The organism is Priestia megaterium (genome assembly GCF_041941685.1).
GTDB lineage: Bacteria > Bacillota > Bacilli > Bacillales > Bacillaceae_H > Priestia > Priestia megaterium_C.
In genome coordinates this window covers 4889053-4912757 of sequence record NZ_CP130958.1, presented here as the reverse complement: position 1 = coordinate 4912757, position 23705 = coordinate 4889053, and the positions used below count along the sequence as shown (strand labels likewise).

Here is a 23705-nt window from a genome sequence, read left to right as displayed (position 1 = left end):
GGAGAAATGTTTGTGGAAGTCAAAACGATTGCCGCAGTTTTTCTACCCGCCATATTGCTTGTTCTGTTTGCTAGAGTAACATATAACTTATATGTTGCCACAGCGCTGACGCTTTTGTTGATAGCTGTTTCTGTATATAAAGGGTACGCAGATTATCCGCTTATTATTTTAATAGATTTACTTTCAGCAGCCATCGGTTTTATATATGCAAAAGGCATGCTAGCAGCTGGAAAATAAAGATTGTTGCTTTGATGATAAGTTAATCGCTTATTATTAAACTGTACACAAAAGCTCTCTACACAACGTGGAGAGCTTTTTTATGTAAAAAAATGAGTTAGAACGTATAACAATATTGTTTCGATTCATTTAATGAACGAGTATAATTAAATTGATTAGACAAATATGTTTATGTATAAAATATTTTAAACACTTATGTATAAATCTATTTAAATAAGTGTACAGAAATGTGAGAAGGGTATAGAAAAATAAAGTTATTAATCTGAAAATTTAGTTTATTTTTGATTTTAAAAAATAAAAGGAGGTTTAGGATTGATGGAAGTATTAATGAGAACGATGTTTCAGTCGCTTGGCAAAAATCATTCAATGAACAAATTAGCTAAAAAGTATGGATTGAGGATGGGGGCAGCCCGTTTTGTTGCTGGAGACTCAACCGAATCAGCAATTCAAACATCCAAGGAGCTTAACAATAGTGGGAAAGTTGTTACACTCGATCATTTAGGAGAATTTGTTTTTACAGAAGAGGAAGCCAGGTTGTCTACTGCCATGTGCATTCAGACACTAGAAGCTATTGCAGAATCGGGCGTTCAATCAAATTTATCATTAAAGATGACTTCTTTAGGATTGGATATTAGCAAAGAGCTTTGTATGGAAAATATGCGCAGAATTCTACACACGGCCAGAATGAATAATATTTTTGTTCGAATTGATATGGAAGACTACTTGCACTGCCAAATCTCCCTTGATATGTATAAAGAATTACGCAAAGAATTCGATAATGTTGGAATTGTGATTCAAGCGTATCTTTATCGTACAGAACAAGATATGAATGACTTACATCAATATCAAGCCAATTTACGTCTAGTAAAAGGAGCTTATAAAGAATCACCAGAAGTATCATTTCCGGAAAAGAAAGACGTAGATGAAAACTATAAAAAAATCATTAAAATGCATTTATTAAATGGGCACTATACAGCTGTAGCAAGTCATGATGAAGAAATGATTCAGTACACAAAACGATTAGTAAGAGAAAATGGTATTTCAAATGACCAATTTGAGTTCCAAATGCTTTATGGAATTTGCGTAGAGCTGCAGGACCGTCTAGTAAAAGAAGGATATAAAGTCAGGGTTTATGTTCCTTACGGCATTGATTGGTTTGGGTATTTCATGAGACGCCTAGCCGAGCGTCCCGCCAACGTATGGTTTGTGCTGAAAAACTTCGCGAAATAAATTTCTAATTAAAGGGGACTGGTTGAAATGACAGTAAGTACAAAAATCTCAGTTTTTAAAAATGAACCGTTTACTGATTTTTCGTTAGAAGAGAATAAACAAGCGATGCAAGCGGCGTTAGTGAAAGTGAAAAAAGAACAGGGACAAACATATCCTCTCACGATTGGAAAAGATAAAATCTCAACAGAAGAAGTGATTGTCTCTACGAACCCGGGAAAGGTAGATGAAGTGATTGGCAGAGTAAGCCGTGGCACTAAAGCTTATGCTGAGCAGGCAATGCAAGAAGCATCAGTAGCATTTCAATCATGGAAGAACGTCCCGCCTGCTGAACGTGCTGATTATTTATTCAAAGCAGCAGATCTGATGAGAAAAAGAAAGTATGAATTTTCTGCCATGCTCGTTTATGAAGTGGGGAAAAACTGGGCAGAAGCTGATGCGGATACCGCGGAAGCTATTGACTTTATGGAATTTTATGCGCGAGAAATGATTCGTTTAAGTGAAACGAATGAGCATCAGCCTTTAACGCCGGTAGAAGGTGAAACAACAGAGATGACGTATATTCCTTTAGGCGTAGGAGTAGTCATTTCACCTTTTAATTTTCCGCTTGCCATCATGGCTGGAACGACTGTAGCTGGAATTGTATCTGGAAATGCGGTTATTTTAAAGCCAGCTGATTCTGCACCGGTTATTGCTGCGAAATTTGTTCAATTAATGGAGGAGGTCGGTCTTCCGTCTGGTGTTCTGAATTTTATCCCTGGAGATGGCATAGAAGTTGGAGAATATTTAGTCGAACATCCTCAAACTCGTTTTATTTCTTTTACCGGATCAAGAGAAGTAGGATGTCGCATTTATGAACGTGCTTCAAAAGTACAGTCTGGACAAATTTGGCTGAAACGCGTCATTGCTGAAATGGGAGGAAAAGATGGCATTGTGGTAGATGAAACGGCAGATTTAGATGCGGCAGCGCAAGCGATCGTAGCATCTGCATTTGGATTTCAAGGACAAAAGTGTTCTGCTGGCTCTCGAGCGATTGTTGTAGAATCTGTTTATGAAGAGATTGCCCAAAAGGTAGCCGCATTAACAAAAGAATTAACCGTCGGACTACCTCAAGACAACCCTTCTATGGGGCCTGTTATTGATCAAAAAGCGTATGAAAAAGTATTAGCCTACATTGAAATTGGCAAAGAGGAAGGAAAGCTTATTGCCGGGGGAGCTAAAGCTCCTGGAAATGGCTACTATATAGAGCCTACAGTATTCAAAGATGTGGATTCAAAAGCACGAATTATGCAAGAAGAGATTTTTGGACCGGTCCTTGCGTTGACAAAAGCAGCTAACTGGGAAGAAGCCATTGAGATTTACAATGAAACTGACTACGGTTTGACGGGAGCTTTTTTCTCTGAAAACGAAGAGAGAATTCAAAGGGCGTTAGCTACTATGCACTGCGGTAACTTATATATTAACAAAAAATGTACAGGAGCATTAGTCGGCGTTCATCCTTTTGGAGGTTTTAATATGTCCGGAACGGACTCGAAAGCCGGAGGGTATGATTATCTTCTATTATTTACACAAGGGAAGATGACAGCGAGAAAACAGAAATAAGTTCAGGCTAAAGGAAATCAAAAAATTCGACACGAAGCTAAAGATGCTTGTGTCGAATTTTTTGATTAGTTTAATCCATATTCTTTGATTTTGTTATAAAGGGTGCCGCGTGAAATGCCAAGCAGATCTGCTGCTGCACTTTTGTTTCCATAGGTTTTTTGAAGAGTCTCTTCTATTAGCCTAGCTTCTTGGAGAGACTCTTCCTCTTTTTGAACTTCTGTGAAAGAACTTGCATCCTTCAGGTTGTCAGGAAGGTGTGTAAGGGTAATCAACGATTGATCACTTAGAAAAATCATTCGTTCAATCGTATTTCTCAGCTCGCGAATATTGCCTGGCCAGTCGTATTGCATAAAGGCTTCGAGAATTTCAGAGCTGATGAAAGGAGCCTTCTTTTTATACTTTTTACTAAATTCCTGTACAAATTGCTGAGTCAATGCTTCGATGTCTTCTTTATGGTCTCGAAGCGGCGGAATAATAATGTTGATGACGGTCAGCAAATAGTAAAGATTTTCATGGAATTCACCGGCTTTTAGCAACTCTTCCAAAGGCGTCGTGGTAGAGGCTACAATTCGGGTTTGAACTTGAATTTCTTCCGTGCCTCCAACGTGATAAAAGGATCGTTCTTCCAAGTAACGGAGAAACTTAACTTGAATTTCAAGAGGCATTTTATCAATTTCCTCAATAAATAACGTCCCGTTGTGAGCCTGCTCCAGTTTTCCTGCAATGGTTGTTGGATCTTCTGAAAAGACATCTTTTTGATGACCAAAGAGCTCAATTTCCAGGAGTCCCGATGGAATAGTGGCGCAATTTAAAGATAAAAAAGGTTCTTTATGTTTAGATCCTCCGTAGTGAATGGCCTGAGCCAGCATTTCTTTCCCAGAACCAGGTTCTCCTGTTAATAAAATAGGCATATCTGTAGATGCCACTTTTTTGGCAATGTCAACGGCTTGCTTAATTTCAGGACTGATACCCGCGAAAGAAGAAAATGGATTATCTTTTGGAATGAGAAGAGACACATCAATTTCTTCATTTAATCTTACAATATTGGTAATGTCATGTTCAGTTGCGACTCCACCTATGACTCGATTGTTTCTTATAATAGGAGATGCATTGATGAGCACGTGAGTTTGTTCATTAGGACGATGATACATTCCGCGTACAGGGCGCCCTTCATTTAGAATCGTATGTAGAATGATGGATTCATCTTTGAAATGCTCTCCGATTTTTCTACCAATAATATCATCTCTCTGAATCTTATACGTATGTTCCGCAGCAGTATTCCACAAGATTACATTTCCTTCATTATCGACCGCTGTCACTGCATCATTAATGGTTTCTGCCAATGTATCAAAATAGGAAGCTAATATCTCATTTTGGCTATGCAAATGTGTAATCCACTGCGAAGGTGTTACAAGTCCTATTGTGGTTTCTTGATTTTCTGCTTGAATGAGGACTGGTCTGTTCCAGTTTGTGTTGGCTTGTAAATTGGCTAACGTAGAAGTAGAAGATGAAGGCCAATTTGTATCCGCTATTACTTTTTTTATGGACGATGCCTCGTCATGACCTGTTAACAGGTATCGTTCATCTTTTTGTATTACATAAAAGGTACTAGCTGTGACTACGACGAAGTCATAGTTTGAAAGTTCAGATGTCACTTTAGCTAAAGAAGTTGATTCTTCAACTGTTATAAAGGAGTTATTTATAAGAACTTGATCAACGCTTGCCATACTAAACCCCTCTCAGTACATATTTTTTATACTGTATCATAATTTAGAAATTGGCGCAAAAGCCTATCTTTTTCAAACCATTACGCAGCTTACTTTCTTTTATTGCTTTCATCCAAAGAGTTGTATTCCCTTCGAAAAGGGTAGTATAAGAATTTAGTGGGTAATAAAGTAACAGGGTAAAAAATAAAAACAAACAAACACTATATAAGATTAATACTCATTAGTTTCATTTATGATTATAAAGTGATAAAATACGAATATCAGTTCGTGTTTTCGGTTTTTACATATCGTAATAAAAATAGATAAAACAAGAAAATGGAAACGGAGGCCTTCATTTGAAAGATCAGTTTGAATTAGTATCCCCATATCAACCGCAAGGTGATCAGCCAAAGGCAATTGAAAAGATTGTGAAAGGAATTAAAGAAGGTAAGCAGCATCAAGTTTTGTTAGGTGCTACAGGAACGGGAAAAACCTTCACCATGTCTAATGTTATTAAGGAAATAAATAAGCCGACGTTAATTATGGCTCACAACAAAACGCTTGCTGGTCAATTGTACAGTGAGTTTAAAGAGTTTTTTCCTAATAATGCAGTCGAATACTTTGTCAGTTACTACGATTACTATCAGCCTGAAGCCTATGTACCTCAAACAGATACATTTATCGAAAAAGATGCAAGCATTAATGACGAAATTGATAAACTTCGTCACTCGGCAACTTCTTCTCTTTTTGAACGAAAAGATGTCATTATTATTGCCAGCGTATCCTGTATTTATGGCTTAGGATCTCCGGAAGAATACAAAGAAATGGTCGTATCTCTTCGAGTAGGAATGGAAAAAGAGCGCAATCAGCTGCTTCGTACGCTAGTAGATGTACAGTACGAAAGAAATGATATTGACTTTAAGCGCGGAACGTTTCGCGTTCGCGGTGATGTTGTGGAGATTTTCCCTGTGTCTCGAGATGAACACTGTATTCGCGTCGAGTTTTTCGGCGATGAAATTGACCGCATCCGAGAAGTTGACGCTCTAACAGGAGAAATCATTGGTGACCGTGAACATGTAGCTATCTTCCCGGCATCTCACTTTGTCACGAGAGAAGAAAAAATGCGTGTTGCCATTCAAAATATTGAAAAAGAACTAGAAGAACAGCTAGAGAAGCTAAAAGAAGCAGGCAAGCTTTTAGAAGCGCAGCGCTTGGAGCAGCGCACGCGCTACGACCTAGAAATGATGAGAGAAATGGGCTTTTGTTCGGGAATCGAGAACTACTCTCGTCATTTAACGCTTCGTCCTGCTGGTTCTACACCTTATACACTGCTGGACTTCTTCCCTGAAGATTTCCTTCTTGTTGTGGATGAATCACACGTTACGATTCCTCAAGTTAGAGGAATGTACAATGGGGACCAAGCGCGTAAACAAGTGTTAGTGGACCATGGTTTCCGCTTGCCTTCCGCATTAGATAACCGCCCGCTTAAATTTGATGAATTTGAACAGCATATTAACCAAATTGTTCATGTTTCCGCAACACCAGGTCCTTATGAACTTGAGAAGGCACCTGATGTGATTGAACAAATTATCCGTCCAACGGGATTATTGGATCCAAATATTGAAGTTCGACCAATTGAAGGGCAGATTGATGATTTAATTGGAGAAATTCACGACCGGATTAAGCGAAATGAACGAGTACTCGTTACGACGTTAACAAAGAAAATGTCTGAGGATTTAACGAACTACTTAAAAGAAATCGGCATTAAAGTTCAATATCTTCACTCTGAAGTGAAGACGCTCGAGCGTATTGAAATTATCCGAGAGCTGCGGCTTGGAAAGTACGATGTGCTTGTAGGAATTAACTTACTTCGTGAAGGTTTAGATATTCCGGAAGTTTCGTTAGTAACCATATTAGACGCGGATAAAGAAGGGTTCTTGCGTTCAGAACGATCGCTTATTCAAACCATCGGACGTGCTGCGCGAAATGCTAATGGACATGTCATTATGTATGCAGATCGCATCACAAACTCCATGGACATTGCTATCAATGAGACCAAGCGTCGTAGAAGTATTCAAGAAGCTTACAATGAAGAGCATGGTATTACACCAACAACGATTCAAAAAGAAGTTCGAGGCTCAATTCGTGCAACAGTAGTAGCAGAAGATACAGAAACGTATGAAGAAGCACCGGCATTTGATAAGCTCAACAAAAAAGAAAAAGCAAAGCTCGTAGAAGAAATGGAACAAGAAATGAAAGAAGCAGCCAAAGCGCTTAACTTTGAACGCGCAGCTGAGCTTCGTGACTTGATTCTAGAATTAAAAGCGGAAGGGTGATAAAACATGGCGATGGAAAAAATCGTGGTAAAAGGTGCACGAGCCCACAATTTGAAAAATATCGATATTGAAATCCCACGAGACAAATTAGTGGTGTTAACAGGGTTATCAGGTTCTGGTAAATCTTCTTTGGCTTTCGATACAATCTATGCAGAAGGACAAAGACGTTATGTCGAGTCGCTTTCGGCATATGCAAGACAGTTTTTAGGTCAAATGGATAAGCCAGATGTAGATTCAATCGAAGGATTGTCGCCTGCTATTTCAATCGACCAAAAAACAACGAGCCGAAACCCTCGTTCAACCGTCGGAACTGTGACGGAAATCTATGACTATTTGCGCCTTTTGTTTGCTCGTGTAGGAAAGCCGATTTGTCCTAATCATGGAATCGAAATTACATCTCAAACGATTGAGCAAATGGTAGATAGAATTTTAGAGTACCCTGAACGCTCAAAACTTCAAGTACTGGCACCTGTGGTATCTGGCCGAAAAGGCACCCACGTAAAAGTGTTAGAAGATATTAAAAAGGAAGGGTACGTTCGCATTCGAGTAGACGGAGAAATGCGTGAAATAACAGAAGAAATTGAACTGGAAAAAAACAAAAAGCACTCCATTGAAGTAGTGATTGATCGCGTTGTTGTAAAAGAAGGTGTAGCCGCTCGTTTGTCGGACTCTTTGGAATCAGCTCTTCGCCTTGGAGAAGGGAAAGTAATTATTGATGTGATAGGTGAAGAAGAACTGCTTTTTAGTGAGCATCATGCTTGTCCAAAATGTGGTTTCTCCATTGGAGAGCTTGAGCCCCGCATGTTTTCATTTAATAGTCCGTACGGGGCGTGTCCAACGTGTGACGGGTTAGGCACGAAATTGGAAGTAGATAAAGATTTAGTTATTCCTAACTATGACTTAACGCTTCGTCAGCACGCAATTGCACCTTGGGAGCCAACAAGTTCTCAATACTATCCGCAGCTGCTTGAAGCCGTATGTACACATTACGGCATCGATATGGACGTGCCGGTGCGAGATATCCCGGAACATTTATTTGATAAAGTATTATATGGCAGCGGTAAAGAAAAAATTTACTTTCGCTATGAAAATGATTTTGGCCAAGTAAGAGAAAATCATATCGAATTTGAAGGCGTGCTTCGGAATGTAGAGCGCCGTTATCATGAAACAAGTTCAGATTATATCCGTGAGCAAATGGAAAAGTACATGGCTCAGCAAGCTTGTCCAAAATGTAAAGGAAATCGCTTAAAACGTGAAAGCTTAGCGGTGCTTATTGACGAAAAGCATATAGGAGATACAACCCGCTTCTCAGTAAAAGAAGCATATGATTTTTTTGAAAGTCTCAGCCTATCTGAAAAAGACATGAAGATTGCGGATATGATACTGCGTGAAATTCGTGAGCGTCTAAGCTTTCTCATTAACGTGGGACTTGATTACTTAACATTGAACCGCTCTGCTGGAACTCTCTCAGGAGGAGAAGCACAGCGGATCCGTTTAGCTACTCAAATTGGTTCTCGCTTGACGGGGGTTCTTTATATTTTAGATGAACCTTCTATCGGTCTTCATCAGCGTGACAATGATCGCTTAATTCGCACGATGCAAGATATGCGCGATATTGGAAATACGTTGATTGTTGTAGAACATGACGAAGATACGATGATGGCAGCTGATTATTTAATTGATATCGGACCAGGAGCCGGCGTACACGGGGGTGCTGTTGTTTCTCAAGGTACGCCTCAGGAAGTGATGGAGGATGAAAACTCTTTAACGGGTCAATATCTATCAGGAGAGAAGTTTATTCCTCTTCCAGCGGAAAGACGGTCAATAGATAAAGATCGAACGATTGAAATTATAGGAGCAAAAGAAAACAATTTAAAAAATGTAAAAGCAAAGCTTCCGTTAGGTATGTTCACGGCTGTTACAGGTGTATCTGGATCAGGTAAGAGTACGCTGGTAAATGATATCCTTCATAAATCATTGGCGCAAAAGCTGCATAAAGCAAAAAGCAAAGCAGGAGAACATAAAGAAATCAAAGGCATTGAACACTTAGATAAAGTCATTGATATTGATCAGTCTCCCATAGGCCGTACGCCTCGTTCGAACCCTGCAACGTATACAGGTGTATTCGATGACATACGAGATGTATTTGCCCAAACAAACGAAGCAAAAGTGCGCGGATATAAAAAAGGCCGTTTTAGCTTTAACGTGAAAGGCGGCCGCTGTGAAGCTTGTCGAGGAGACGGTATTATTAAAATTGAAATGCATTTCTTGCCAGATGTATACGTCCCTTGTGAAGTCTGCCATGGCAAACGATATAACCGTGAAACTTTAGAAGTGAAATACAAAGATCAAAACATTTCAGATGTATTGGATATGACCGTTGAAGACGCGCTTCACTTCTTTGAAAACATTCCAAAGATTAAGCGGAAGCTGCAGACAATTTACGATGTAGGACTTGGCTATATCACGCTTGGACAGCCGGCTACTACTTTATCTGGTGGAGAGGCACAGCGTGTAAAGTTAGCTTCAGAGCTTCACCGCCGCTCAACAGGAAGAACGCTGTACATTTTAGACGAACCGACTACCGGTCTTCATGTCGATGATATTGCACGATTATTAAAAGTGCTCCAGCGTTTAGTTGAAAATGGAGATACGGTTCTAGTGATCGAACATAATTTAGACGTCATCAAAGCTGCTGATTACCTGCTTGATTTAGGGCCTGAAGGTGGAGATAAAGGCGGACAAATTGTGGCTTCGGGTACGCCAGAAGAAGTGGCAAAAGTAAAAGAATCTTATACGGGTCATTATTTGAAGCCAATTTTAGAACGTGACCGTAAGCGTATGGAGAAAAAAGTTGAAAAAGCAGAGGCATTAACTCGTTAAAAGACACCAGCATTGGTGTCTTTTTTATAAAGAATGAAACTTTTTAACTCATTAAACCGTAATACATGATATAAGGAGCTGATTATTATGGAAGGAAATCGCATACTATCTTCCTTAAATTATTTTAGCGTTTTCTTTGCACCATTTTTATTACCTATTATTATTTATTTTGTTGTTCATAACATAGAAGTAAAGAAACATGCAAAAACTGCATTTTTGTCACATTTATTACCTATCGCTACAGCGATCTTATTCTTATTTTTCTTGCTTCCTGCTCTTACTGGCTCTAGTGGAACGGTATTTATTCTTTTAATTGTAGCTTTAGTTGTTGTTTCTTTAGTTAATGTTGTTGTGTTTGTATGGAATATTGTAAAAGGGATACAAATATTAAGCAGATAAAAATTAAATGACTAAAACGTAAAGAGGAGATGGAACGTATGAGTGAAAAGCGCAAACAAATTTTACAGATGGTAGAAGAAGGAAAACTTAGCGTAGATGAGGCTTTAACTTTGCTAAATTCACTGGAAAAAGACTCAGCTAATGATTCTTCCTATGCTACGCCTGATAAAGCTGAGCTATTCCCTTATGTAGGAGGAAAGCAGAAAAAAACGTACGCTTCTAAATCATCTCAAAGCTCTTTAAAGGAAAAATTATTTACATTTGTAGATCAAACGGTAAAAAAAGTAAAAGAAGGAGATTTAGATTTTAACTTTGGTCCTTCAATTGACGTTCAGCACATCTTTCAACAATCAGAAGCATATATTCAAGAGATTGACGTAGATTTAGCAAATGGAAGCGTCCAACTCCGACCTTGGGGAAGTACAGAAGTACGAATAGAATGTGAAGCCGCTATCTACAAAGTAGAGAATTCGGATGAAGCGCGCCGCACTTTCTTGCAGCATACGGCATTTTCCATTGAAAATGGCAAATTGCGCTTTGCAATTCAGCAAAAGCAAATGAAGGTGAAAGCGATTATTTATATTCCAGAAATGGAATATGAACGCGTCAAGCTCCGTATGTTTAATGGTTCAATCGATGGGGAAAGACTAAGCGTACGAGACCTGAAAGCCAAAACAGCTAATGGTACCATCCGCTTTTACGATGTGAATAGCCATTCTCTTGAAATGGAGACATCAAATGGGCATATGGAACTTTCTCGAATACTCGCTTCAAAATGTGAGCTTGAAACAATCAATGGAACGGTTAAATTTGATGGGGACACAAAGAAAATTGACGTTCAAACATTTAACGGAGATATTGATACGTATTTAAAAGGAGAGCGCATTGAAAAAGCATTTTTCAAAACGACTACGGGGAGCATTACGCTCTATACGCCGCCCCACCTCTCCGTTGATGGAGATTTGAAATCTAACTTTGGGAATTTTACATGTACACTTCCTGAGATGGAAATAGTAGATGAGAAAAAAGAAACGGTGATGAAACAACTTCGTTTCAAAGCCAATATCGCTTCGCCTAAAGGCTATAAATTGTTAGCTGAATCCAAAACGGGCTCAATTGTTATAAAATAGAAAACGCTTGGTTTAGTAAAAAAGCAAAGGAGATGATTAACGTGCGAAAGTTGTATCGTTCGCGAACAAATCGCAAGCTTGCGGGTGTTATCGGCGGTATTTCTCAGTATATCGGAATAGATGCTTCACTACTGCGCGTATTGTTTATCATCAGTTTATTTTTTACAGTAGGTACCCCGGTCATTTTATATATGATTTTTGTGTTTTTAGTTCCAAATGAAGAAGGAGATTTCTAAAAATGTTATTGCGCGGAATCATTAGTATTTTAATCAATGCCCTCGTATTAATCGTAATCGCAGGTTATATTGACACCTTTCACTTGGAATCAGTCAGTGCAGCTATTATCGCGAGCTTGATTCTATCGATTTTGAATGTGTTTGTTAAGCCGATTTTAATTTTACTTACCCTGCCGGTGACATTTCTTACGCTTGGCCTATTTTTATTCGTCATTAATGCCATTACGCTGATGATTACACAAAGTGTTATGGGAGATTCTTTTAATATTGACGGGTTTGGTACAGCGCTTTTAGCCTCGGTAATCATGTCGCTTTTAAATGCGCTTATTCAACGAGTGATTGTTGAACCGCTTCAAAATAGAAGATAACTTTCTTGCAATATTTAATTTTCTAAAAAAGATGGTAAGGCGATGCAGCCTATGCCATCTTTTTTTCTTTTCTTTCCGTATTAATGATAAAATAAAGTGGCTAGTAGAACCAAACGCGACATAAAAGCGAGAGTTGGATATACTGTAGACATGAACAGGTATATGACTGTTCATAAAAGGAGGATGCACGGTGGTTAAAGTACGTACAAAAGACATCATTGAGAAATTTAAATTAGAGCTTATTAGCGGAGAAGAAGGAATCGACCGCCCTATTTCAACAAGTGATATTTCACGTCCAGGTATTGAAATGGCAGGTTATTTTACATATTACCCAGCGGAACGTATCCAGCTGTTAGGTAAAACAGAACTATCATTTTTTAAGCAGTTAGATGATGAACAAAAAAAGTTCGAATGGAAAAGATGTGTACAGATATCACGCCGGCTATCATTGTTTCGCGCGAAATGGATGTACCGAAAGAACTTATCGAAGCTTCAGAGCGTGAATCAGTTCCTGTGCTGCGTTCAAGCTTTAAAACAACGCGACTTTCCAGCCATTTAACGAATTTTCTTGAAAGTCGGCTAGCACCTACTACTGCCCTGCACGGAGTATTAGTTGATATATACGGAATTGGTGTATTAATCATGGGAAAAAGCGGCGTTGGTAAAAGTGAAACAGCTCTAGAGCTTGTTAAGAGGGGACATCGCCTAGTAGCCGATGACTGTGTGGAAATCCGTCAAGAAGACCAAGACACACTTGTAGGAAATGCGCCTGGTTTAATCGAGCATTTGCTTGAAATTCGAGGACTAGGGATCATCAATGTGATGACGCTATTCGGCGCAGGAGCTGTACGAAGCTATAAGCGAATTTCACTTGTTATTCAGTTAGAGACATGGGATCAGCAGAAACATTATGATCGCCTTGGTTTAGAAGAAGATAAAATGAAAATCATTGATACAGACGTTACAAAAATTACATTGCCAGTACGTCCGGGACGAAACTTAGCTGTTATCATTGAAGTGGCAGCAATGAACTTCCGCTTAAAGCGTATGGGTATTAACGCAGCAGAACAATTTTCTGCACGTCTAACAGATGTAATTGAAGAAGGAGATCGTGAAGATTTATAAGAAAGGGTGTTAACTTGTGGAAGCAACTATTCAGCCGTTAGATCGCGTTTTCCTTGAAATTGGCCCTCTAACGGTCTACTGGTACGGCGTAATTATCGGTGCAGGTGTTCTATTAGGTCTTTATATTGCGACAAGAGAAAGTGTAAGAAGAGGCTTATCAAAAGATACATTTGTTGATCTTATCTTATTTGCTGTGCCAATAGCTATTATTTGTGCACGAATTTATTATGTATCCTTTGAATGGGGATACTATTCAAAGCATTTAAATGAAATACCTCAGATTTGGCAAGGTGGGATTGCCATTCATGGTGGCTTAATCGGAGGCGTATTAACTGCCATTGTGTATTCGAAAGTAAAAAAGATTTCATTTTGGAAGTTGGCTGATATTGCTGCGCCTAGTTTAATCCTTGGCCAAGCCATTGGGCGCTGGGGAAACTTTATGAATCAAGAGGCACACGGGGGACCGGTTACCCGTGCTTTTTTAGAAGGGTTGCACCTTCCAAATTTTATTATTAACCAAATGTATATTAACGGTACATATTATCATCCTACGTTTTTATACGAATCATTATGGGATTTTGCCGGATTTATCCTGTTGATGGTACTTCGCCGCACCAGTCTGCGAAAAGGAGAAATTTTCTTATCTTATTTAATCTGGTACTCAGTTGGACGCTTCTTTATAGAAGGGCTTCGCACGGATAGCTTAATGCTGACACATACACTCAGAATTGCTCAAGTTGTTTCACTTGCACTGATTGTAATAGCCATTATTTTAATTATTATCCGCCGCGTGACGGGAATGAGTAAACAGAAATACTTAGAGAATGAAGAAGCACAATCTAAGGCGTAAATGAAGAAAAGCTACAAGATTTACACAAACTTGATTTCACGCAAGGGAAGGAAATGAATAATGAAGATTAATACGGTTTTGTTTGATTTAGACGGCACGTTAATTGATACAAATGAATTAATTATTGCCTCGTTTACTCATACGCTTAATCACTATTATCCTGAACAATATACTCGTGAAGATATTTTACAGTTTATGGGACCTCCTTTATACGACACGTTTGTAGAAATGGATAAAACGAAAGTAAACGAAATGATCGAGGTGTATCGCACCCATAATCTAGCCAATCATGATTTGCTTGTTAAAGAATTTGAAGGCGTACTTGAAACAGTTAAATGGCTGCACGAGCAGAATTATAAATTAGGTATTGTCACAACAAAGCAAAGGAATACGGTCATGATGGGGCTTAAGTTAACAAAGTTAGATCAGTTTTTTGATACGATTGTCGCAATTGAAGACGTAACAAATGCAAAGCCGCATCCTGAGCCAGTAGAAAAAGCACTGAAGCTGCTTGATGCTAAACCTGAAGAAGCGCTGATGGTGGGAGATAATCATCACGACATCGTTTCTGGCCAAAGAGCTTATACGAAAACAGCTGGAGTTGCTTGGAGTGCAAAAGGAAGAGATCATATCGCTTCTTATAATCCTGATATTATTTTGGAAAATATGACGGATTTAATTGATATATTAAAAGGAGAACGTCAGTGAGAAAAACGACGCGCTATCCGGTTAAAGGAGCTAATTCCCTTTGGCATGTCTATAAGACCGTGCCTTTTTGGAAAGTAGTGCGCAACTTCCTAATCATTCAATGCGCTCGCTATACGCCTTTTCTTTCGATGAAAAACTGGCTGTATAAAACGTGCTTAGGGATGAAAGTAGGACCTCAAACATCCTTTGCCCTTATGGTGATGCTCGATATTATGTTTCCTGAAAAAATACAAGTAGGACGCAATACGGTCATTGGATACAATACAACTATTCTCGCTCATGAATATCTGATAACGGAATATCGTCTTGGAGATGTCATCATTGGGGATGAAGTGATGATTGGAGCAAATAGCACCATCCTTCCAGGTGTAACAATCGGCAATGAAGCGGTTGTAGCGGCTGGAACGGTGGTTCATAAAGATGTAGCACCCGGTTTCTTTGTTGGAGGTAACCCTATGCGTGTTATCTATACAAAAGAAGAAATGGAAAAGCGCAGGGAAGCAGAACCTAAAGCCACAACTTAGCAAGAACTAAGCTGTGGTTTTTTTTGTAAATTTGAACAGCTGGCGGTTGACGGCTGACTTTATCGGGTGTAAACTATCAATAACTTTAATTTGTTATTTCGCTAATACATTAGTGTGATAAAGTAAAATCAACCTATAAATGGTTCCTTAATAGATAAAATCAAGCTTAAAGGACGTGTCGGAATGTCAAAGTTATTTATGTTTGAAAAACCCCTTGGAATGAGAGATACCCTGCCAGCTCTTTTTGAAAGAAAAAAACAAGTTCGCAATCAGCTGGCAGATGAAATCAGCAGCTGGGGCTATCAATATATGGCAACGCCTACTGTGGAATACTACGAGACGGTAGGAAGCGCATCGGCTATTTTAGATCAACAATTATTTAAACTTTTAGATAAAGAAGGGCATACGCTTGTGCTGCGACCGGATGTAACAACGCCATTTGCACGTGTGGCCGCTTCAAAACTTTTAAATAATTCTCCTTTGCGCTTAGCTTATGAAGCAAATGTATTCCGAGCTCAGCAGCGTGAGGGTGGCCGCCCGGCGGAGTTTGAACAAATAGGCGTTGAGCTAATTGGAGACGCTACGATGAGCAGCGATGCTGAAGTCATTGCTCTCATGATCGGCGCATTAAAAAGAGCGGGACTTAAATCATTTAAAGTGGCAATTGGCCATATCGGGTTTGTTAATTCGCTTTTTTTAGAAATTGTCGGAAATGAAGAACGTGCTAACGTGCTTCGCCGCTTTTTATATGAGAAAAATTACGTGGGCTATCGTAATCATGTAAAAGATTTGAATCTATCTTCTATTGATAAACAGCGTCTCCTTCAGCTGCTTAACCTGCGCGGAGATGAAAAGAAGATTGAAGAAGCGGTTGAACTAGTTGAAAATGAAGCTGGTAAAAAAGCAGCCGGTGATTTGAAAAAGCTATGGAATATGCTTGATGCGTACGGTGTAACGGATGAAATTAAAATTGATTTTAACTTAGTCAGTCATATGAGCTATTACACAGGTATTTTATTTGAAGTCTTTGCTGAAAACGTTGGTTTCCATATCGGTAATGGAGGACGTTATGACCAGCTTCTTGAAAAATTTGCGTCTAAAACACCAGCTACAGGATTTGGAATTCAGCTCGACCGCTTAATTGAAGCGCTGGGCGAAGAAGTATATGAGCCTTCAGCAGTATACGGCATATTATATAGCCAGGAGCGTTTAGATGAGGCATTAGCTTTAGCTGCTGAACAGCGCAAGCAAGGATACCGGGTAGTGACTCAGGAAATTGCAGGCGTTGATGATGTTGATGTATTTACTGCACAGTTTGAAGAAGTCACGTTTCTAATTGGAAAACGAGGCAAGGGGGGACAATAATGAGTGAACTATTAACAATTGCAATGCCAAAAGGACGTATTTTTGAAGAAGCAGCTGAACTTTTGCGTCAAGCAGACTTTCAATTGCCGCCAGAATTTGACGATTCGCGCAAGCTGATTGTAGACATTCCTGAAGAGAACATGCGCTTTATTTTAGCAAAACCAATGGACGTTACTACTTATGTAGAATACGGAGTAGCGGATCTTGGTATTGCAGGTAAAGACGTAATGTTAGAAGAAGAACGAGATGTCTATGAGCTGTTGGATTTAAATATTAGTAAATGTCATCTGGCCGTTGCCGGTTTGCCTAATGCTAAAAAATCAGAAATTGCTCAAAAAGTGGCAACCAAATATCCAAATGTAGCATCTACTTATTTCAGGGAGCAAGGAGAGCAAGTAGAAATTATAAAATTGAATGGTTCGATTGAATTAGCGCCTTTAATCGGCCTGGCTGATCGGATCGTTGATATTGTATCAACGGGACAAACACTAAAAGAGAACGGACTTGTTGAATTGGAGCACATTGAAGATATTACATCGCGTTTGATTGTGAACCCTGTGAGCTATCGTTTAAAAGACGAACGAATTGATGATTTAGTGAATCGTTTAGCCCAAGTGGTTCAACCTGTATAAAAGAGGTGACATACATTGAAAATTACACGTGTAACAGAACAAGTGAGCTTAAAGCGTACGATCGATCAAGGGACAAGTGCTCAAAGAGAAATTGTCGTAAATATTTTAAAGCAGGTGCAAGAGCAAAAAGATGAAGCTTTAAAAAGGTATACAGCGCAATTTGACGGCGTTGAGCTTTCTTCTTTGCTCGTGACAGAACAAGAAAAGAAGCGTGCTTATGAGCTGGTTGATGCAGATATGCTGTCAATCATTCGTGAAGCTGCTGACAATATTCGTGATTACCACGAAAGAATGGTCGAGCAGTCTTGGATGACAACAAAAGAAGACGGCACCATTTTAGGGCAGAAAGTAACGCCTTTAGATGCAGTAGGTGTTTATGTACCGGGAGGCCTTGCGGCGTATCCTTCTTCCGTTTTAATGAATGTCATTCCTGCTCAAGTGGCAGGTGTAAAACGTATCGTGATGGTTTCACCTCCAGGAAAAGACGGTGCGCTTCCTGCTGGAGTAGTGGTAGCAGCGAGTGAGCTTGGGGTCAAAGAGATTTATAAAGTAGGGGGAGCTCAGGCAGTAGGAGCACTTGCCTATGGAACAGAAACAATTCAACCCGTCGATAAAATTGTAGGGCCAGGTAATATCTTTGTTGCATTAGCGAAAAGAGAAGTATATGGCTTAGTAGACATTGACTCAATTGCTGGACCTAGTGAAATTGTCGTACTAGCAGACGATATGGCTAAGCCGAACGAAGTGGCCGCTGATTTATTGTCTCAAGCAGAACATGACAAATTAGCTTCAAGTATTTTAGTTACGCCTTCTATGAAATTAGCCGAAGCTGTTAAAGAAGAAGTGGAAAGACAAGTAGAATCTTTACCTCGTAAAGAAATTGCAAAATCTTCTATTGATAACCATGGCGCTATTTATGTGACCGGGTCATTAGAAGAAGCGATTGAAGCTGTTAATCAATTAGCTCCCGAGCATTTAGAAATTATGACTGAAAGTCCGCTTGAACTTTTAGGTTCTATTCGTCATGCCGGTGCTATTTTTCTAGGAAGATACAGCTCAGAACCTGTTGGCGATTATTTCGCGGGACCAAACCATGTTCTTCCAACAAATGGGACAGCGAAATTCTCAAGTCCTTTATCAGTTGATTCATTTGTGAAAAAGTCTAGTATCATTTCATACAGCCAACAAGCCCTGCAGAAAAATGTCTCGAAAATCGCAGCGTTTGCTCGTTTAGAAGGGCTAGAAGCTCATGCAAGGGCGGTTGAAGAACGCTTTAAAAAATAAGATGGAGATTAAAAGAAAAGAGTAGAAATGTTCTTTTCTTTACTTATTACATGCACAGTTGAAAGGAGTTTCACAATGAGAGAGTCAAGTATTAAACGTACAACAAACGAAACGGATATTGCATTAGCGATTGGAATCGATGGAGAAGGAAAAGCGAACATTGATACAGGCGTTCCTTTTTTAAATCATATGCTCGATTTATTTACAAAACACGGACAGTTTAACCTTGATGTAAAAGCAGATGGAGACACGGAGATTGATGATCACCATACAACGGAAGATATCGGTATTTGCCTTGGTCAAACGTTCAAAGAAGCGCTCGGTGATAAAAAAGGAATTAAGCGCTATGGAAATGCTTTTGTACCAATGGATGATGCTTTGGCTCAAGTTGTAGTGGATTTAAGCAATCGTCCTCATTTTGAATTTAAAGGTGACATTCCCGCGTCGCGCGTCGGTACATTTGATACAGAGCTTGTGTATGAATTTTTATGGAAATTTGCATTAGAATCTCGCATGAATGTACATGTAATTGTACACTACGGTAAAAATACACACCACATTATTGAAGCGGTATTTAAGGCTTTAGCACGTGCTTTGGACGAAGCGACAACGATTGATCCGCGTGTCAAAGGTGTGCCTTCGACGAAAGGGATGTTGTAAATGATTGGAATTATCGACTATGGGATGGGCAACTTATACAGCGTAAGTAAAGCTCTTGAACGATTAAACTATGACTATATTATCTCCGCAGATCCTGCAGAACTAAGAAAGGCAAAAGGGCTGATTCTTCCTGGAGTTGGAGCATTCAAAGATGCGATGGAACAGCTGAATCAAACAAAGCTGACGGACTTTATTAAAGAAGAAGTAGCAAAAGGAATGCCTTTGCTTGGAATTTGTTTAGGTATGCAGCTTTTATTTGAAGAAAGCGATGAGAACGGCGTAACAAAAGGGCTGGAACTGTTAAAAGGGAGAGTCGAGCGTATTCCCGGCGTTACTGCCGAAGGACAGACATATAAAGTTCCGCATATGGGCTGGAACTCTTTAAATTTTCATCAGCAGTCTGCTCTGCTTGATGGAATCAGTGAAGGTCACGTGTACTTTGTTCACTCTTATTACGTAAAAACAAATGACCAAGACGTGCTTTTAGCAACAAGTCCTTATGATGTTGAAGTTCCAGCAGTTGTTGGAAAAGAACACGTATTTGGCACTCAATTCCACCCTGAAAAAAGCAGTGCAATCGGAATGCAAATGCTGCAAAATTATGCAAACTTCGTAGAGAAAAGGAGCCCATCGTATGAGCAAATTTGAAATATATCCAGCCATTGATATGCGCGGAGGAAAGTGCGTCCGTTTGCTTCAAGGAGATTACACAAAAGAAACGGTGTACGGAGATTCTCCGGTAGATATGGCCGCACAATTCGCAAGTGAAGGCGCTCAGTGGATTCACATGGTTGATTTAGACGGCGCAAAAGCGGCCAAGCGCGTGAATGATGAATTTGTGCTGGGCGTGAAAAAGAAATTAAATGTACGTGTGCAAATTGGAGGAGGCATTCGCTCAGAAGCTGACGTTGCTTACTATTTAGAAAATGGAATCGACCGCGTTATTTTAGGAAGTGCAGCTATTTCTAATCCTGAATTTGTGAAAAAAATGCTGAAGGAATATGGTGTGCGTATTGCTATTGGTATTGATGCACGTGATGGCTATGTTGCGACGGAAGGCTGGGTGGAAACATCTACAATCAAAGCGACAGAACTAGGAAAAGAATTGGCTAATGCTGGTGCGGAAACATTTATTTTCACAGATATTTCTACCGATGGTATGCTGTCTGGTCCTAATGTGGAAGGAATTGCTGAAATGGCTAAGGCTACTGGAAAAGGTGTGATTGCATCAGGGGGAGTTAGTAAGCTTGCTGATCTAGATGCACTAAAGAAATATGAAGCTGACGGCGTTATTGGTGCGATTGTAGGGAAAGCACTTTATACAAATAAGTTTACAGTAGCTGAAGCACTTCAAGAGGTGAAAGCGTAATGATTACAAAACGAATCATTCCTTGTTTAGATGTAAAGGACGGCCGTGTGGTAAAAGGAGTTCAGTTTGTGGAACTTCGAGATGCAGGAGATCCTGTAGAGTTGGCGAAATTTTACGATGAAGAAGGCGCAGACGAACTAGTCTTTTTAGATATTTCTGCTTCTCATGAAGGACGCAAAACAATGGTACATGTTGTAGAAGAAGTAGCATCTCAGCTAGCGATTCCTTTTACGGTGGGCGGAGGAATTAATGCATTAGAAGATATGAAGAGAATGCTTCGTGCTGGTGCAGACAAAGTGTCATTAAATACAGCGGCCGTACTCAATCCAGCACTGATTACAGAAGGGTCCGACTTTTTTGGAGCTCAGTGTATTGTGGTAGCCATCGATGCTAAGTACGATGAAAGTTTACAATCATGGCGAGTCTATACACACGGAGGCCGCAACGCAACGGACTGGGAAGTAATCGACTGGTCAAGAGAAGCAGTGAAGCGCGGTGCGGGTGAGATCTTGTTAACGAGTATGGATAAAGATGGCGAAAAGTCAGGGTTTGATTTAGCATTAACCAAAGCAGTCAGCCAAGCGGTGAGCGTTCCTGTTATTGCTTCTGGGGGCGCAGGAAATGGTCAAGATTTTGTCGATGCGTTTGAAAAAGGAGAAGCTGACGCGGCTTTGGCGGCTTCGATCTTTCACTATAAAGAAACATCTGTAAAAGAAATTAAAAGCTATGCAAAACAACAAGGAGTGAGCATTCGATGACGATTGAAAACATTAAATTCAACAGTGATGGACTTGTGCCAGCTATTGTACAAGATGCTGTGAGCAAAGAAGTTTTAACATTGGCTTATATGAACGAAGAATCACTTCAAAAATCAATTGATACACGTGAAACATGGTTTTACAGCCGTTCTCGACAAGAGTTGTGGCACAAGGGTGCAACCTCTGGAAACACACAAAAAATTGTGAGCATGGCATATGACTGTGATGCTGATTCTCTTGTTGTAAAAGTGGAGCCTCAAGGTCCTGCTTGTCATACGGGGGCTTACAGCTGTTTTAATGAAACAATTCTTGGCGAAAATAAACAAAACGATAATCGGTTTGCTATTATTAATGAGCTAGAAGAAGTAATCGCTAAGCGTGAAGCTGAAATGCCAGAAGGAGCTTATACGACGTACTTATTCGATAAAGGCGTAGATAAAATCCTCAAAAAAGTAGGAGAAGAAGCTGGTGAAGTGATTATTGCAGCAAAAAATCGTGACCATGATGAGCTGAAGTGGGAAGTTGCAGATTTATTGTACCACGTACTTGTTTTACTTCGTGAGCAAAAGCTGCCTTTAGACGATGTCCTATCAGTATTAAAAGAGCGTCACTCTAGCTAATAGCTACATAGTGAAAGGAGAGAAGGAGTTGTCTCATTTTAGATAAAAGAGGCAAAACCTTCTCTTATTTGTGTCAAGAAACGACTGCTTACAGGCTCCTTTTTTGAATAGAGGTATTAAACTTCTTGGCAAATGTGATATACTACGAACGTCGAAATTATCAACTTATTTGGAGGGCTTAATGGAAAAACACTCAAAAGTAATTCAAAAAATGGCACAAGTAATTCCATTTTCGCAAACGGGTGACTTCTATTTCGAAAAAGCGCTGCAGGCGTTTGAAGAAGAGGAGTCGGATAAAGCGCTCAAGTATTTAACGCGTGCAAACAAAGAAAATGCCCGTAATCCACAGCTTCTTACAAACGTTGGAGTAGCTTTAACGGAGCGCGGAGATTATCAAGATGCCAACGAGCTTTTTCTCCATGTGATTCATCATATGGACGATACATTAGGAAGCTGTTACTACTATATAGCCAACAGCTATGCGCATCTTGGACTGTTTGAAGAATCAAAAAAATACGCGATGTATTACATTGAGCATTTTCCAAATGGTGACCTCTTTCGATCAGCTACAGATCTGTTAGATTTACTATCAATTGATGTGGATGAAGAAGATGAAGAGCCTAAAAATCAGCTAGGCGACATGCTGATTATAAAACAAGAACAAGCAAAAAGACTGCTTGAAGCAACGAATTTTGAAGAAGCAGTGGATTTGTTAACTGAAATAATTGATGAGTATCCAGAATTCTGGTCTGCATATAATAATTTAGCGTTAGCTTATTTTTATTTAAATAAAATTGATGAGGCAATGGATTTGCTGAATGAAGTATTGGAGAAAAACCCTGGAAACCTTCATGCGTTATGCAATCAGCTGATTTTCTATTATTATTGCCACAAGCATAAAGAAGTTGAAGAGCTTACAGACGGGCTTAGCCGCGTTTATCCAATGTCATTTGAACACCGCTATAAGCTTGGAGCAACATTTGCATTGATTGGTCAATACAAACTATCATACAGATGGTTAAAAAAGCTTTATACACAAGGGTTTCAAGGAGACAACTCATTTCATTATTGGCTCTCATATGCCTCTTATTATACCGGACGTGAAGCGTTCGCTAAAGAAATGTGGAAGCTGGCATTGGAAGACGTTCCTGATAAAGAAGGAGAGGAGCCTTGGCACATCAGTCAAAAAGCTGCGAAGGTTTTTCAATCGAAAGTGGATGTTACAGCGAAAAAGAAGTGTGCAACAAAAAATATTCACGATCAGCTTTACAGCTTGTATATGGCAAAAAAGCTTCCTGAACAGCAGCGTCTGCTTCTTTTAGAAGAAATTAAGTCGTCCATACATATGAGTACACTTTTGGATGAAGTATATACGTATGTATGGCAGGATAAACAACATGTGATTTTTGAGGTGGCAGATGTTATTGAACTGGAGATGGAATCGCAGAATGAAAGTGATACCCAGGATCTTTTAAGCTTTTGGTTTTATGTATATGTACAGGTATATAAACAATCCTATGATTTTCAGCATGTGAACGTAAATGCATGGGCTGCAGCCGTCACATATATATGGGCGAAAGAAAAAAGGCAGGCTATTACTCAAGCCGATGCGGCAAAACAATATTCCATTTCCGCTGCTACAGTTAGAAAGTACAGTAAAATTGTGAATACGTTATTAAATTGAGC

Annotated in this window: 22 protein-coding genes and 1 pseudogene; 22 read left to right on the top strand and 1 reads right to left on the bottom strand. The window is 39.5% G+C overall.

Annotation, left to right across the window (positions count from 1 at the left end):
- The first annotated feature begins 12 nt into the window (after positions 1-12).
- The 3 genes from Q5794_RS26075 (at position 13) to pruA (ending at position 3066) form a co-directional block, all read left to right on the top strand.
- A complete protein-coding gene (locus Q5794_RS26075; RefSeq protein WP_028412034.1) occupies positions 13-237 on the top strand; it encodes a DUF2198 family protein in 225 nt (74 codons plus the stop codon).
- Between the two features lie 315 nt (positions 238-552).
- Positions 553-1467, top strand: coding sequence for a proline dehydrogenase family protein (locus tag Q5794_RS26070; protein ID WP_013059735.1), 915 nt, complete (start codon positions 553-555; stop codon positions 1465-1467).
- Positions 1468-1494: 27 nt separating this feature from the next.
- A complete protein-coding gene (gene pruA / locus Q5794_RS26065; protein ID WP_374988553.1) occupies positions 1495-3066 on the top strand; it encodes an L-glutamate gamma-semialdehyde dehydrogenase in 1572 nt (523 codons plus the stop codon).
- 65 nt (positions 3067-3131) lie between these two features.
- On the opposite strand, the gene Q5794_RS26060 is transcribed toward pruA, so the two are convergent.
- A complete protein-coding gene (locus Q5794_RS26060; protein WP_215054815.1) occupies positions 3132-4793 on the bottom strand; it encodes a sigma-54-dependent Fis family transcriptional regulator in 1662 nt (553 codons plus the stop codon).
- 335 nt (positions 4794-5128) lie between these two features.
- On the opposite strand from Q5794_RS26060, the gene uvrB reads away from it, so the two are divergent.
- The 19 genes and pseudogenes from uvrB to Q5794_RS25965 all read left to right on the top strand — a co-directional run bounded on the left by uvrB (position 5129) and on the right by Q5794_RS25965 (position 23703).
- A complete protein-coding gene (gene uvrB / locus Q5794_RS26055; protein ID WP_013059732.1) occupies positions 5129-7108 on the top strand; it encodes an excinuclease ABC subunit UvrB in 1980 nt (659 codons plus the stop codon).
- A 6-nt stretch (positions 7109-7114) separates the two neighbouring features.
- Complete coding sequence (uvrA, locus tag Q5794_RS26050) at positions 7115-9991, top strand: excinuclease ABC subunit UvrA (protein WP_215054814.1); 2877 nt, start codon at positions 7115-7117, stop codon at positions 9989-9991.
- A gap of 87 nt (positions 9992-10078) precedes the next feature.
- Positions 10079-10390 (top strand): hypothetical protein, encoded by a 312-nt coding sequence (locus Q5794_RS26045; protein WP_013059730.1) that lies wholly within the window; start codon positions 10079-10081, stop codon positions 10388-10390.
- Positions 10391-10428: 38 nt separating this feature from the next.
- On the top strand, positions 10429-11520 hold the full coding sequence (locus tag Q5794_RS26040; RefSeq protein ID WP_116074757.1) for a DUF4097 domain-containing protein: 1092 nt from the start codon (positions 10429-10431) through the stop codon (positions 11518-11520).
- Positions 11521-11561: 41 nt separating this feature from the next.
- The gene (locus tag Q5794_RS26035) at positions 11562-11756 is read left to right on the top strand and encodes a PspC domain-containing protein (protein ID WP_013059728.1); all 195 of its coding nucleotides are present in this window, start codon (positions 11562-11564) and stop codon (positions 11754-11756) included.
- 2 nt (positions 11757-11758) lie between these two features.
- Positions 11759-12124, top strand: coding sequence for a phage holin family protein (locus Q5794_RS26030; protein ID WP_013059727.1), 366 nt, complete (start codon positions 11759-11761; stop codon positions 12122-12124).
- A 190-nt stretch (positions 12125-12314) separates the two neighbouring features.
- Positions 12315-13249 (top strand): annotated as a pseudogene (hprK, locus tag Q5794_RS26025) (HPr(Ser) kinase/phosphatase).
- 16 nt (positions 13250-13265) lie between these two features.
- A complete protein-coding gene (gene lgt, locus Q5794_RS26020) occupies positions 13266-14099 on the top strand; it encodes a prolipoprotein diacylglyceryl transferase (RefSeq protein ID WP_215054813.1) in 834 nt (277 codons plus the stop codon).
- Between the two features lie 60 nt (positions 14100-14159).
- On the top strand, positions 14160-14807 hold the full coding sequence (gene ppaX, locus Q5794_RS26015) for a pyrophosphatase PpaX (RefSeq protein ID WP_215054812.1): 648 nt from the start codon (positions 14160-14162) through the stop codon (positions 14805-14807).
- Entirely contained in the window at positions 14804-15331 is a 528-nt protein-coding gene (locus tag Q5794_RS26010; protein ID WP_028409652.1) for a DapH/DapD/GlmU-related protein, read from the top strand. The genes ppaX and Q5794_RS26010 overlap by 4 nt, the downstream gene beginning before the upstream one ends.
- A gap of 183 nt (positions 15332-15514) precedes the next feature.
- Positions 15515-16696 (top strand): ATP phosphoribosyltransferase regulatory subunit, encoded by a 1182-nt coding sequence (locus Q5794_RS26005; RefSeq protein ID WP_043977360.1) that lies wholly within the window; start codon positions 15515-15517, stop codon positions 16694-16696.
- Entirely contained in the window at positions 16696-17328 is a 633-nt protein-coding gene (gene hisG / locus Q5794_RS26000; protein ID WP_013059721.1) for an ATP phosphoribosyltransferase, read from the top strand. Before Q5794_RS26005 ends, hisG begins: the two co-directional genes overlap by 1 nt.
- Before the next feature lie 15 nt (positions 17329-17343).
- Positions 17344-18612 carry a histidinol dehydrogenase gene (gene hisD, locus Q5794_RS25995; protein WP_192997121.1) on the top strand — a complete coding sequence of 423 codons (1269 nt, stop codon included), beginning with the start codon at positions 17344-17346 and terminating at the stop codon, positions 18610-18612.
- Positions 18613-18687: 75 nt separating this feature from the next.
- Positions 18688-19272 carry an imidazoleglycerol-phosphate dehydratase HisB gene (gene hisB, locus Q5794_RS25990; RefSeq protein WP_013059719.1) on the top strand — a complete coding sequence of 195 codons (585 nt, stop codon included), beginning with the start codon at positions 18688-18690 and terminating at the stop codon, positions 19270-19272.
- Entirely contained in the window at positions 19273-19920 is a 648-nt protein-coding gene (gene hisH, locus Q5794_RS25985) for an imidazole glycerol phosphate synthase subunit HisH (RefSeq protein ID WP_215054810.1), read from the top strand.
- Positions 19907-20641 carry a 1-(5-phosphoribosyl)-5-[(5-phosphoribosylamino)methylideneamino]imidazole-4-carboxamide isomerase gene (gene hisA / locus Q5794_RS25980; RefSeq protein WP_215054809.1) on the top strand — a complete coding sequence of 245 codons (735 nt, stop codon included), beginning with the start codon at positions 19907-19909 and terminating at the stop codon, positions 20639-20641. Before hisH ends, hisA begins: the two co-directional genes overlap by 14 nt.
- Complete coding sequence (gene hisF / locus Q5794_RS25975) at positions 20641-21399, top strand: imidazole glycerol phosphate synthase subunit HisF (protein WP_192997124.1); 759 nt, start codon at positions 20641-20643, stop codon at positions 21397-21399. The genes hisA and hisF overlap by 1 nt, the downstream gene beginning before the upstream one ends.
- Entirely contained in the window at positions 21396-22019 is a 624-nt protein-coding gene (gene hisIE, locus Q5794_RS25970) for a bifunctional phosphoribosyl-AMP cyclohydrolase/phosphoribosyl-ATP diphosphatase HisIE (RefSeq protein WP_013059715.1), read from the top strand. The genes hisF and hisIE overlap by 4 nt, the downstream gene beginning before the upstream one ends.
- A gap of 181 nt (positions 22020-22200) precedes the next feature.
- Positions 22201-23703, top strand: coding sequence for a lipopolysaccharide assembly protein LapB (locus Q5794_RS25965; protein ID WP_215054808.1), 1503 nt, complete (start codon positions 22201-22203; stop codon positions 23701-23703).
- Positions 23704-23705 lie beyond the last annotated feature (2 nt).